The following is a 13,165-nucleotide window of genomic DNA, read 5'->3' on the forward strand; positions in this document are numbered from 1 at the left end:
GTATGTGTGAGGCGTGGTGTTTATAAAGTAACTCCTCTGCAATATAAATGAGAATCGATGGTACACTATGGTACCTGGCGGTTTAATAATTCGCCCCAGGACCCACTCACGACCTTCAGCCCAGCACTTCTATACGCTGTCGATTCTGCGGGAAGGCTGACAGCCTGCTATCGTTTCGTTCACACAAAGCCTGCACCCTATATGGCGGCAGGTATCCCGCTCAACCGTCCTAGCGGGGACTCCACTCCGGTTATCGTGGGTGGATAGACACTATTCCCTGTAATAGATGTCTATTATGAAAGGAACGGTGGGCATATAAGTGTTTCAGTAAGGATTTCATTGAAGCAGTGCCTTACACTTATTAACACCTTGCGTAGCATCGACAGCATAGCCGTCTACCTCAACTTCTTTAGCAAAATCTTCTGTTATAGCAGCTCCTCCGATTATCACTTTTACCTGATCTCTGAGTCCTTCCTTTTTTAATTCTGCGATTACATTTTTAATTTGATCCACTGTGGACGTCAACAGAGATGACATTGCTAAAATATCAGCGTTTGTTTCCTTCAAGGTTTCAATAAATTTAGACGCAGGAACATCTACACCAAGATCAACAACTTCAAATCCTGCTACCTTTAAAAGAGAGATCATGATGCTTTTGCCTATATCGTGAATATCGTCTTTGACTGTGCCAAACACGATCTTACCGTGTGCCGTTGGAGTTTCACCTTCCGCAAGATATGGTTTAATGACGTCTATATTCTGGCTCATAATCTCTCCAGCTATCAACAACTCCGTAACAAAATAATATCGCTCTTCATATAATCGTCCTACCTCCGCCATACCTTCTGTCATACAGTTAATAATTTCCAGTGGATCCATTGATTTAAGTGCTTCCTCAACGATTTTTTTGGCAGGCTCGGGATCTACATCAATGATCGCCTGTTTTATCTTTTCACATAATTCGGGATTTTTCTTTTCCATGTAATTGTCCTCCTAAGTGTCCTCTTTTAAATCCTCTTGAGCCACTTCTGTTATAGCTTTTAAATTCTCATTCGGCACTCTCGTTGGAATTGCACATTCGGGGGCAAGAATCTCGAAGCCTGCTTTAACAGCGTTCCGAGCCTCTCTTTTCACATCTCCAGGGGTTTTAAACAAAAGGGTAGATGGATTATTGATGTTCCCCATCAATGAGATGCGGTTACCAACGATTTCTTTCGCCTTGAAAGGGTCTACTTTGCTATCAATATGGAAACAATCAAAACCAGCTTGCGCTATATGATGAAGTCGATCAGTCGTATCACCACAAATATGTAAAACTATTGGGGCTCCGATGCGTTTTGTGACTTCTTGATGGACATGCAGTAAGAACTTACGATATGTTTCTCCAGAGACGAGATCTCCAGTCGCATGATCGGCTAGCATTATAACATCTGCCCCTGCATCTACCTGTGCCTTTGCAAATTCTACGGTCAACTCTTTTAGAACCTCCATAAAGCCATGTAAGCGGTCGGGATTTAGACGCACTGACATGAGAATATTTTTTACGCTCGCAACATGATATCCGAGGGTCCAAGGACCCATCACCTTGCCGACAATAGCAACTCTGTCGCCATATTCATGATGTAGGATATCAATTGCATCGAGCAAAGCCCTTGGTGCCTCTCTTTCGAGAAAATTATCGGGGATGGTCACTTGGTCAGGTTCTTCCCAGAATTTGATGTTTTTGCCATCTGGCATGCGATCTGCGTCCCCCCAGTCCATCACCCCAGGCAGTGGATCGCCATTTTCTATGAAAGCAGCGCCTTCGACCCAAACACTGAAATATGGTAAAATACAATCGTAACCAAGCTCCGTAAAAGCAGTAGCAGCTAGTTTTGCCATTTTTTCTGCATCGTAGTGTGCCTCAGGGAAGTATATGCCTGTTGCCTGCATGCATTCTATGGTCACGACGCTTGTGACACTTCCAACGGGCAGTCTGTCTACGCGTCCGCCAAATAAGCCGGACAGAAACCTACGCTTAGGTGTCATCCATTCGCTCATTTTAGGTCCCTCTTAGAAGGTTAAAGGAAATAATCAGATTAAGAAATAGAAATCATTATTTGAATGAATAAAGAAGTAATACCTCTATGCTTTTTTAAAAATTATACTGAAGATACATTTCAGAATGATTTTCAGTTTAGATCATGTAGTTCATGTAGAATTTTCTCTGGATCGTTTTAGGGAGTACAGCGAATATATCAAGGCGCTTTTGCCATATTAGCCTCAAAATCTAGTGGAGATGAAAATATCTTTTAGAACGTATTTACGGCATTTTGAGGACGTTTATTTTTAATTACCTGAACCGCTTCTTTTGCAATACCCATAGATACATTGTAGATTGCCTGATCGGTTAAGAATGCAATATGCGGCGTTGTAACTACATTTTTCATCTGAAGTAAGGGGTTTTCAGGCTCAACAGGTTCATTCGTAAACACATCCATTGCTGCACCAGCGATCTTTTTATCTTGCAATGCTCTAATTAGCGCTTTTTCATCTATTACTGCTCCTCTTGCTGCGTTAATCAAATACGCGGTTTCCTTCATCATTTCAAACTCTTTTGCACCAACATAATGCTTTGTTGCAGGGATTAATGGAACATGAATTGTTACAAAGTCGCTTTTTCTGAGAAGTGTTTCTTTATCCACATATTCGACTCCTAAATCTTTTTCTAGGTTCTCAAATCGTACGATATCTGTGTACAATATCTTCATGCCAAAGCCTTTAGCTATTTCTGCTACAATTCTGCCAATATTCCCAAGCCCAATCACGCCTAGAACTTTGCGAAAAAGTTCTAACCCTATAAAATTCAGAGGTCTCCAGTTGCCATTTCTCGTGTCGAAATCTGCTTGTGAGATCTTTTTCGTCACGGCTAATAAAAGGGCTATAGTTAATTCCGCAACTGATCGTGCATTTGCTCCTGGCTGATTTATCACAAAGATCTTTCGTTCAGTAGCAGCCACAACATCTATGTGATTAACACCGACACCATGAACTAAAATGCCTCGTAAATTAGGTGTCATATCCATGACCTTTGCTGTTATGGACACGGCGTCACTAACTATAGCTTTTATGGAATCTTTGTCGATGACCTCCTGTAATACTTTTATCAGTTCTTCCTCGTTGCGTGCATTTCCTTGAAGAACGCCAGTAACAGATTTCATTAGTGCAATGGATTCATTACTTATAGCACATGAATCAGCGATTAAGATTTCATTTTTCATTTAATGCACCATTCTCGTCTTATGAGGGCATATAATTACCAAAAAAAATACAGCTGCTCAAAAAGCAGCTAAGATCAGCAAGAAATGTTCAATCATCTAGTTGATGAGACTATCAGAACCGTCACATTCTCGTCATCTAATATAAGTTTTAGTGGTAATCCTTTATAAAAAGCACGGATATAGTAGTTAAAGAAAAAAAACAGGTGGTGTATAGATTTTGCCTTTAGCACAAATTTCCTTATGGGCAGGTCGGTCCTTAGATGAGAAACGTAAAGTAGTAGAGGAAGTTACTGAAGCGATATCCAGAGCACTTGACTATCCAAAGGATAATATTCGAGTGATACTATACGAAATTCCAAAAGAAAACTGGGGCATTGGCGGTAAACTTGCCACGGAGAGATAAGTGAAAACTATTCAGTCAAACTGCTCTGCACCTTCTATTTTTTCTTTTCTGAGGAAATTTAAAAATACGGTTAAAAAATACTCAAATACTGCTTCTATTTCGATCTTTAAAAAAAGCACAGATATTTAATAAAGAAAAGAAGTTTTAAATATTTTAAACTTTAAAAAGAAAAACAAATTAACAAGATACAATCAATTTGAAACATATTATTAATTTTTGACATCTAAAGATGGAGGAAATCTATTGACAGAGTTACCTGATGTTAAACAAAAGATTCTTGTTAAGATTAATGAAGAAAAAGAAAATATAATCGATTTATTAAGAAACATGGTACAGATCCCTAGTGTTGTTGGAGACGAGAAGGCAGTCCAAGAATTCATGGCAAAGAAATTTGAGGAAATGGGGCTCACGGTTGATAAATGGGTTCCGGATTACGATGAACTGAAGACGCATCCTGGATTCGCATCTCCAAATACTACATTTGAAAATCGCCCGAATGTGGTGGGAGTATTAAAGGGCACAGGAGGAGGTAGATCGCTCATATTAAATGGTCATATGGATGTTGTTAGTCCCTACGATGAAAGCCTTTGGGAACAAGCTCCGTGGTCGGCAGCCATTGTAGGCAATCGGATGTATGGGCGTGGCAGCTCGGATATGAAGGGTGGAGTCGCAGCGATGACAATGGCTGTGGATTGCATTAAAAAAGCAGGAGTTCAACTGAAAGGTGATGTAATCATAGAAAGCGTCATTGAGGAAGAAGCGGGAGGCGTAGGTACGCTGGCTTGCGTAGTAAGGGGATACAAAGCTGATGCTGCACTTATAACGGAGCCTACAGTAGTAGAAGAAGGTGGTGTGCCGATGGTATGCCCTGCTCAAGGAGGCTCGATGTGGTTTAAAGTGCACGTGCAAGGAAAATCGGCTCACGCAGGATTACGTTATGAAGGGATATCTGCTGTTGAGAAAGCGTTTAAAATATGTAATGCACTTTGGGATCTAGAGAAGTTCCGAAACGCGAAACTCAAACATCCACTCTATCAGAGATACGAAATACCACTCCCACTAAATATCGGGATTTTGAACTCAGGCGTATGGCCGTCCTCAGTCCCAGAAGAAGCAACAATCCAATGTCGTATCGGAGTGGCGCCTGGGGAGAGTATAGAATCTGTAAGAACACAAGTTAAAGATTATGTACAAAAATTTGCAGAACTTGACTCGTGGTTAGTTGACCATCCACCGAAAGTGGAATTTTTTGGTGGGACGTGGATACCTACAGAACTACCTCTTGACCACCCATTTGTCAAAATAGTTATCAATTCTTATTCAAAAGTCTTTAATCAAGAACCTGAACTTGCAGGTACGCCTTGGGGTGCAGATGGCGGTCTTTTAGTTCACCACGGAGATACACCAGTAGTCATTTTTGGACCGGGCGACATGAGAGTCATACACTTCCCAAACGAGTATATTGAACTCGATAAACTTATTGCCGCCACGAAGGTGATCGCACTAGCCATTTTGGATTGGTGTGGGTATATAACTTAACTAAAATAAAGCGTAATAAATCAAAGCGGGAGTTTTACCGGTTTTCTTGTTTCCTGTGATTCATAGGCTGCAAGCACCATCTCCAACGCCTTTTTTCCATCTTCACCAGTTACTTGTGGTTGCTTGTTTTTTTGTATACATTCAACGAAATGCTCAATTTCTCTGATCCAGCCGTTCTTCATTTGTTTGAAGTTTGTTTTAACAGATCTTGATCCATAGCGGACATCCATAGTGTTCTTAAATAGATCACATATAATGCGCCCTCTTTTACCAATAACTTCAATCCAATGCTCCTCATAGGGAAAGTAACCGAATGAAAGGTCACCTATGACCCCATTTTCAAATTTAAGGAGAATATTAGCCCTGTCGTGAACTTGAATGTCTGGCTTAGCGCCATATATACCAGTATTTGCGAAAACTTCATCAACGTCACCACTTAACCATTGTACCAAGTCAGTGACATGAGTTCCATAGTTAAGTAACACATCTCCACCAAGTTGCCTTTCTTTATAATAGTCTGATTGGGTTTTCCAACCACCAAATAGTGCACTTTTACCTAGCCAGTGGCTTTTAACCATTACTATTTCTCCAAGGCTCTTATCGTCGACATGTTCTTTTAATTTAATTAAATTATCTTGAAAGCGGAGATGGTGCCCTATCATAAGGATCTTATTGTTTTTTTTCACGACTTGAATCATTTGGTTTGCATCATCTAATGTTATTGAGATGGGCTTTTCACAAAGGATATGGATATTCCGTTCAGCCGCTTTAGCAGCTATCTCTGCATGAAAAGAAGGTGGTGTACATATACTGACGGCATCAATATCGTCCCGCTCCAGCAAAAGGTTATAATCCGTGTATGGTTTCGCATTAAATTGTTGTGCTATCTGCTTTACTTTTTTTTCATCAATATCCGATACCGCAATCAACTGAGTATCTGGAAGAGATCTGTAAGTTGGCAAGTGAGCCCTATTTGCGATTGCGCCACAGCCAATCACACCGACACCTATCTTTCCCATTTGATCGCCACATAACTTCTATCGTTATCCCAATTCGTGATATATCTCAAAGCATATAAGTCATCCGAATCCCAGAATGTAGTGGATGACAAAGATGAAACAGTCAGTTGTCTCAACATTTAGTTTGAAAAATAGAAGTCGAGCACAAGTGATGGAAAAATGTTTCAGATATTTCGACAAGTTCGAGGATGGCGATGAGGTAAAAGTCGTTATTAAACCGAACTTATGTCGAGCCATGGCATCTGAAACAGGTGCGACGACTGACACCACACTTGTTGAAGATGTTATCAAGCATCTACATACCAGAGGCATAACCAATATACGCATAGTTGAATCAGATACCCATCACAGAACTGCAGAGGAAGTTTTTAACCGAAATGGATATAGAGATTTAGAGGAGAAGTATGATATCACCTGTATAAATCTTAGTAAAGACGAAACCTTCGCTATGGAAGTTAATAACATACCGAGAAAATTGAGAATTCCAAAAAGTCTTATTCTCTGCGATTACTTCATCTCAATAGCCAAACTCAAAACTCATGCTGAGGAAAAGATCTCTTGTGTCTTAAAAAATCAATTCGGCTGTCTTCCTTCAAAAATCAAATCAGGATATCACCCTTACATGTCAGCAACCCTAACAGAGTTAAACAGAATTATAAAACCTGATGTATGTTTGATTGATGGAATTGTGGGAATGGAAGGACTTGGCCCAACGAAAGGCACACCCAAGAAAACAAATCTCATTATTTGTGGAAAAGATCCAGTTGCAACGGATTCAGTTGCAGCGAAAATAATGGGCTTTAATCCATATTCTGTTCCTCATCTCCAATTTGCAGCCAGAAACCGACTTGGTAATATTGACAATATAAAACTTCTTGGAGACAACATAACGCCAATACCCTTTTCGTTCATCCCCGCAGACGTGTACAGGCTGTATAGGCTTGAATTTCAGTTTGAAAAAGTTGGACAGAAAATGCACGATAAATTCTCCCGATTATCTCAAATATCAAGAAGAATCGGAGATTTAGTCAGAGAAGGTGGTTGGTCTTACGTTTTTTCCCGATTTTTAAATAAAATAAGATGAGTTTTGTAATAATGAATATAATTACATAATGACACAAAAAAGCCTTGCAGAAGAAAAAGGCTCATCAAGACTTTTTAACTTGATGAATGGCGTTTTTTACGGCTGCTTTTATCATATAGCCTGCTTTATGGAGTATAGTATCTCCAAGAACATTATCGATTGCCATACTAGCTGTACATGGATACGCATGATGATACTTGGAAATTTCCATTTCAACATCAGAAATATGTTTTGCTTTTAGATTGTCTATCACGTGGTATGTTGACCCACAAGGAGCACTTCGAAGAACTCTGCAATCCTCTGTAAAAAATTCATTATCGATATCTACTTCTACAAGGGGCATGCCCATCTTGGAAAGCTCTATAAATTCATTAATTGTTGGTGTAGCATCATTTGGCTTCAAACTACAAAAAGGCTTTGGGAAAGTATATTCAACATTCATCTGTTGTAAGCCTTGTTCTATTTGTTTCTGCAGACCAAGCGGACACCAAGTTGGATCTTCTAGAGGGACTATAACCGCTGTTGCACCTATTTTTTCTACAATTTGCGGTAAAGACGCAAGAATATCTTGATGAACACCTATGACAATTAAAAGGTCTGAATTAGGCATATCAGGGAGATATGGAGAGGCGTCTTCTATAAATGAAGGCAGATCTTTTGATAATTCTTCTATGCCAATAATAGATGCTGCTAGAGAAGGTGAATGAGTTGCTAGGTTTTCTACGAAACGATTTACGTATTCTCCATAACTGTGAAGGACGTAGATTCTCAAGAGTTTTACCTCCGTAATTCCGAATATTCCATAATCATGGATTTAATAGGTGTTTTTGTTTCAAGAAGTGTATGTGATAGCAATGAGTTCAATACTTTGAGAAATGGTTTTCCAATTGAGACAAATCAAACAATATTATTGGAATTGTTCATTCAAGTTCTTCTGCCTCGTTATACACTTCAGTGCAATGAGAACATTGGTAAAAAGTTGATTTTTTGGTTTCTACCTCTTCAATCGCTTGTTGGCCACACTTCTTACAAACATAATTTGTCGGGCGTCTCGCCAGAATTCTTTGCATTCCAGCTCTTTTAGTCATGAATCTTGCCTCCAAATACTCTTCTAAGCCTCTACACTTTGTATAAAGAAAATTTCTTTTTTTTTGATTGACTTACCAGTTATCTACCGGGAAAATCAGGAATAAAAGGATTACGACAGTGACATATTAAAAATAGGGCAAACATAGAAAAGAAATTAATATGTTCTCGTTTAAAAAAGAGAAATAAGTGAACGCCACAGATTTTCTATGCGTGTTCTCCAGTTAGATTTTCGGCAATTTCAGTAACTTTTCTTAGATCTTTATCTTTAATACGACCGTTTTGGTGTAATGCCTCTAGACCTTTTTTTAATTCTGGTACAAATTCTTCTTTTGAAAGCAAGTTCTGCGTGCTTACCGCTTTTTTTGTAAACTCGTTTAATTGTTTCTTTGAAACGATTAATTTTTCAAATTTCTCTTTCAGAGCATGAAAAGAATCCGTTGCATAAACTTTCAAGTTTTTGTTGATTAACTTTTCAGAGGTTCCGGTGGCCATTGAAATAAACTGCATAGGTGGATAGACCAGAAGGCGTGATGTATCCTGAGTAGGATCTAAGAATTGTGCAAGATAAATTGGAACGTCAACCTTCTGTGCCTGTTTAAATTTTAAAAGATTAGAGAGAACAAATTTCTTAAATTGTTCTTCTTCTTCAAGAAGACGTTCTTTTTTGCTGTTAATAAACTCGATAAGTTGATTAGATTTCTCTGCAATCTTTTTTGTAATATCGACCAACTCGACAATTAGGCTATCTCTTTCAGTCTCTATCTCAGAGAGTTGTTTTTGTTGTTCGCTCATCAGTTTTGTTATTGTCTTGTTTCTATCGACTTCTGTTTTTTCTATAACTTCTCTTTGTTCTTTCATTAGACGTTCTATATTTTCATTTTGTTCCTTTGTTACACGCTCAACATTTTCATTCAAATCATTTATCTTATTTTTTGCCTCGTGTTCGATTGCGTTTATCTTCGATTGGGCGTCATTCTCAATAGAAGATAATTCTTTATTGCCTTCCTTTATGCGGGATTTTAATTCTTTTATCTCGTTTCTGCTAGCATCTTTCATATGAGACTCCATTGAATTAGCGAGACCACTTATCTGAATTTCGAGGATGTCCTTTACGTCGGCAAATTGAAAGTTTTTAGTTTTTATATCATCGAGTTGTCCCTGAACTGAACTGGTCATATCGCTAAAGCGGTTTAATAAAGTCTCTAACGTACTGCCAATACTAGTTTTTAGGAAATTATTTGCATTTAGATTCCTTGCAGTATTTGTATCAGCGATCTTTTTTTCTTTTTGTTCCAAAACGACAGTAATTTGTCTGTCAGTATCCTCTCTTAATCGCCTGATGGTTTCTTTATATTCAATTCTAGTTTCATCTAAATGACGGGTCGTGCTTGATCTAACTTCTATAATTTTTTCATCCCATTCCTGCTTCTTAGCACCAATTTTCATGTCTGTGTTTTCTTTTGTCCTCTGAAGTATAGCACCGTACTTATTGTTCAGTTTTTCGATCTCTTGCTCAATTTTATTTGTGAATTCGCTTCTTTTTCTCGAAATGAGCGCTTGGATAGTGGGTAAAGTCTTCATATTTTCCTCAATTGTATGAAAGGCCTCATCAAAGGTTACAGTGACCTGAGATAGTTCATCTTTTGAGAGTTCGAATGGTAACTCTGTAAATTGTGGTATTGAACGTGGTTTACTAAGCCAGTAAAGTTCTGTAATATCCTCCAAATACTTGAGAGTGCTAAGGGTATATACAAGATGTTTCTCAGCACTCAGATCTGCTAAGAAATTTTCAACACGTGTAAATGCACTAAGGTAGTCTGAAGTTTCGGAAACCGATAACATACTTTCAAAATCAGTTAAAATAAGTGAAGTTGTGGTCGTTACGGTTGTTGGGACTGTGAACGTGTCCACCAGCAACGCGCCAGTCCTATAAGGTAATACCCATATTGGAACATGAAATACTAAAAGAGATTCAAGAGTTTCTCTTTTCTTTCTATCGTCTTCACATAGAATGAATATCGTTGCAAGCTCAGTGTTAAGATCTACTTCCGTATACTTTTGTTCTTTTTGTTCTAAATATGGGAATTTTTCAATTAAAAATGGAATTCGTGTTTCAATTGTGAAGAGTTCTGAAGATGGAACCTCTTCGGTTATGGAGGTGGTAGTAGTGGATACCTTATCTATTTGACTTGTGTATGCTCTCCTTATGTTATGATCAGGATCAACATCTATCGTCAGAATATGATCATCATGTACAATTGTCTTACTTAAAATGAACATACCTGGAGGTAAATTTGAAAATTCGTCATCTGAAATCTCGATGGTTTCAGTTTTAGAACACTTTGGACATGTTACTTTGAGGTCATTTTTCATATCCACGCCTCCATAATTGACACGTGACTTTGAGATTGTCCGTCATCTTTCATCTTTAATCAGAAGGTAATCGTGCGTATAATCTACTGTTTATAATAATCTTTCCACTATAATAAGAAAATACCACAATTCACCTAGATATACTCTTTTCACTGACTATAAAAAATGCATACTAATTATTAAGGATTTCAGTTTGCCCCTTCAACTAATGAGTACTTCGATATCCTTCTTAAATTAAGATGATATGTAAAATTCCATTTCCTTTGTTATAAAATAAAGAAGCGACTTTAAAACGCATTTATCACCGTTAAATAAACAGAAAAAACTTAAATTACCCGCAATAATGAAAATTGACTTTCCTTTTTGTTAAAAAAATATCCATAAAATACAAATAAGGGTTTTAAGAGTTGTAAACTACGAGTTTTAACGCCCTCAGATTATCGTTATGGCAAATAAAACTCGCTTTAAGAGGCGAAATTTATGTATAAATGGAAGAAAATTCTATTGGTAACTGTTTCATTTATAATTTTGTTCCTTTATATATCCCCGGCTGTCGCTCAAAGACAAACTGAAACTCAGAGCGAATACTATGATTATTCCGACTCAAATGGCTTTCTTACCACCATACGAGTTAGTTTAACAGGATTTCCAACTATCGAAAACCGAAAGGAAACATATACAGCAAGATTCACTGTTCAGAGTCTTGACACAACTTCAAATGTTGAAATAAAATTAAAAAGATATTCATGGGAAATTAATACTGATGAAGGCATTATTTCAGGTGAAGAAGACTTAGATGTGCTACTAAGTGCAGTAGGTGATTCTTACGAATTTGATTTTAATGTGAAATCAATTTCTGATGAGTACTCAGGTAATGCAACATTTAATGTAGAATTTAGACATGATGTTTATCGTGATGGTAGTAAAAAACTAACTGATGAAAAGCCATCTATAAACGCTAATCTAAATGTTTTTACTGTAGGAGAAAGCCCAAGCCCTGCTGATCCCAGTGAAGGAAATACTCAAACAGGAGGTAATCTAACATTTGGAGGCATAAGTCGATTCTTGCCTGGATTGATTGTTCTTATTCTCATAGTAATAGTAATGGGTATTATTGTTAGTAGAAGGAAACCTCGGTATGAAGATACTACAATTCCATCTATGAGTTCATCACAAATTGACAGAATGAATTATGACGAACTATTAGGACGAAGAGAAGTCCTAGAAGAAGGGCTAAGAAAAATTGAAACTCAATTGAGTTCAGGGTTACTATCACCTGCAGCTTACATGGATGCTTACACAAAGTACAGGTCCGAATGGATTCAAATCAACAATAAACTTTCTGCCGCGGGAATAAGCGAAGGCGAAGATGAAGGTGAGATAATACCTCCCACAACAGAAGAAGTCGCATGTTCTTCTTGTGGAGCTCCATACTCTAGTGATGCACCATTTTGTCCCAGCTGTGGATCTGAACGTGAAAAATGCATGGTTTGTCTATTACCTATGGCACCTGGAAGTGAGATTGCCAAATGTCCCCATTGCTCAGGCGTTGCGCACAAGGATCATCTACAAGAATGGGTTAAAATAAAAGGATTTTGTCCAAAATGTAAAAACAAACTAACAGAATACGATTTGGTACAATAATTCTATTCTCTGCTTCCAGTATCTCTTTTTTGTCAATATTCAAATTCTTTTACTATGACTAAGCCAGAAAGCAACACAGCTTCAGCGTGAGGTAGTTCACTATCAACAAAAAAAGGAATATAAAAAATAGCATAGCCTGACGAGAAAATCTTCGTTATTTGTCTATATAAAGCTGGCCTGCAATCGAATAATTTTCTTTAGGCATATCATTGATTATAATACGTACAGCGTCTTTTGGACAATCAAGTGCGTCTACAACCGCTTGTGTGACCATTTCAACTAATTTGCGTTTTTTTTCCAATGGGCGCTCGAAGAGGGTAATTTGTAAAATCGGCATGTCTAATCACCTTTTTAGAATTTATTTTTCTCTATTATGATATTCTTTTAAACTCTATCGGCGAGAAGTCCCCTTCCGAAAGGAGGGGGATGAAAGCCGATGGCTTTTTATAGTTTCGTGGAAACCTATACGTGGTACCGCGAGTGTACCCGTAATGCCCGACTGGGTGGAGGTATATCCTCCTGTAAGCGACCAGTCAGCAGGTGACAGGGCTAAACGTGAGGAAGCCCGTGCATGAGGTCTTATCCAGCGTGGCAAGAGAGTCCCCTTCTGGTGTGCAGTTTGCTAACCTGCCAGCCAGGCAGGTAACAGATTAATAGCCTTCTGCAAGCAAATAATCAAGGGGCAGGATAAGGGTGAGCAGCGTGTGCAACCTGGTAAGCTTCCGTAAGCCCATAACTGTAGTGAAGGTGGCGA

The 13,165-nt window shown here is 38.3% G+C and carries 13 protein-coding genes; 4 read left to right on the forward strand and 9 right to left on the reverse strand.

The window, feature by feature from the left end:
* Positions 1–336: 336 nt before the first annotated feature.
* The 3 genes from QVB70_RS14265 to QVB70_RS14275 all read right to left on the reverse strand — a co-directional run bounded on the left by QVB70_RS14265 (position 337) and on the right by QVB70_RS14275 (position 3,260).
* Complete coding sequence (locus QVB70_RS14265) at positions 337–981, reverse strand: corrinoid protein (protein ID WP_287587571.1); 645 nt, start codon at positions 979–981, stop codon at positions 337–339.
* Positions 982–993: 12 nt separating this feature from the next.
* Positions 994–2,040, reverse strand: a complete 1,047-nt coding sequence (locus QVB70_RS14270; RefSeq protein WP_287587574.1) for an MtaA/CmuA family methyltransferase — start codon at positions 2,038–2,040, stop codon at positions 994–996.
* Between the two features lie 251 nt (positions 2,041–2,291).
* Positions 2,292–3,260 carry a hydroxyacid dehydrogenase gene (locus QVB70_RS14275; RefSeq protein ID WP_287587577.1) on the reverse strand — a complete coding sequence of 323 codons (969 nt, stop codon included), beginning with the start codon at positions 3,258–3,260 and terminating at the stop codon, positions 2,292–2,294.
* Positions 3,261–3,477: 217 nt separating this feature from the next.
* On the opposite strand from QVB70_RS14275, the gene QVB70_RS14280 reads away from it, so the two are divergent.
* Both QVB70_RS14280 and QVB70_RS14285 read left to right on the forward strand, forming a co-directional pair.
* Complete coding sequence (locus tag QVB70_RS14280; protein ID WP_287587580.1) at positions 3,478–3,663, forward strand: 2-hydroxymuconate tautomerase family protein; 186 nt, start codon at positions 3,478–3,480, stop codon at positions 3,661–3,663.
* A 243-nt stretch (positions 3,664–3,906) separates the two neighbouring features.
* Positions 3,907–5,202: a peptidase gene (locus QVB70_RS14285; RefSeq protein ID WP_287587582.1), complete on the forward strand. Its 1,296-nt coding sequence runs from the start codon at positions 3,907–3,909 to the stop codon at positions 5,200–5,202.
* Between the two features lie 20 nt (positions 5,203–5,222).
* On the opposite strand, the gene QVB70_RS14290 is transcribed toward QVB70_RS14285, so the two are convergent.
* Positions 5,223–6,221 (reverse strand): Gfo/Idh/MocA family oxidoreductase, encoded by a 999-nt coding sequence (locus tag QVB70_RS14290; RefSeq protein ID WP_287587585.1) that lies wholly within the window; start codon positions 6,219–6,221, stop codon positions 5,223–5,225.
* Positions 6,222–6,315: 94 nt separating this feature from the next.
* Between QVB70_RS14290 and QVB70_RS14295 the strand changes: the two genes are divergently transcribed.
* Entirely contained in the window at positions 6,316–7,305 is a 990-nt protein-coding gene (locus QVB70_RS14295) for a DUF362 domain-containing protein (RefSeq protein WP_287587588.1), read from the forward strand.
* Between the two features lie 64 nt (positions 7,306–7,369).
* On the opposite strand, the gene QVB70_RS14300 is transcribed toward QVB70_RS14295, so the two are convergent.
* The 3 genes from QVB70_RS14300 to QVB70_RS14310 all read right to left on the reverse strand — a co-directional run bounded on the left by QVB70_RS14300 (position 7,370) and on the right by QVB70_RS14310 (position 10,767).
* Entirely contained in the window at positions 7,370–8,077 is a 708-nt protein-coding gene (locus QVB70_RS14300) for a DUF166 domain-containing protein (RefSeq protein WP_287587592.1), read from the reverse strand.
* Positions 8,078–8,225: 148 nt separating this feature from the next.
* Positions 8,226–8,393 carry a hypothetical protein gene (locus QVB70_RS14305; protein ID WP_287587593.1) on the reverse strand — a complete coding sequence of 56 codons (168 nt, stop codon included), beginning with the start codon at positions 8,391–8,393 and terminating at the stop codon, positions 8,226–8,228.
* Between the two features lie 205 nt (positions 8,394–8,598).
* Positions 8,599–10,767: a hypothetical protein gene (locus tag QVB70_RS14310; protein WP_287587595.1), complete on the reverse strand. Its 2,169-nt coding sequence runs from the start codon at positions 10,765–10,767 to the stop codon at positions 8,599–8,601.
* A gap of 480 nt (positions 10,768–11,247) precedes the next feature.
* Between QVB70_RS14310 and QVB70_RS14315 the strand changes: the two genes are divergently transcribed.
* Positions 11,248–12,411: a zinc ribbon domain-containing protein gene (locus tag QVB70_RS14315; protein ID WP_287587597.1), complete on the forward strand. Its 1,164-nt coding sequence runs from the start codon at positions 11,248–11,250 to the stop codon at positions 12,409–12,411.
* Positions 12,412–12,565: 154 nt separating this feature from the next.
* On the opposite strand, the gene QVB70_RS14320 is transcribed toward QVB70_RS14315, so the two are convergent.
* Positions 12,566–12,748, reverse strand: coding sequence for a 2-hydroxymuconate tautomerase family protein (locus QVB70_RS14320; protein ID WP_287587600.1), 183 nt, complete (start codon positions 12,746–12,748; stop codon positions 12,566–12,568).
* A gap of 54 nt (positions 12,749–12,802) precedes the next feature.
* Positions 12,803–13,006 (reverse strand): hypothetical protein, encoded by a 204-nt coding sequence (locus QVB70_RS14325; protein WP_287587603.1) that lies wholly within the window; start codon positions 13,004–13,006, stop codon positions 12,803–12,805.
* Between the last annotated feature and the right edge of the window lie 159 nt (positions 13,007–13,165).

Origin of the sequence: Candidatus Borrarchaeum sp. (assembly GCF_019058535.1) — an archaeon.
Lineage (GTDB): Archaea > Asgardarchaeota > Sifarchaeia > Borrarchaeales > Borrarchaeaceae > Borrarchaeum > Borrarchaeum weybense.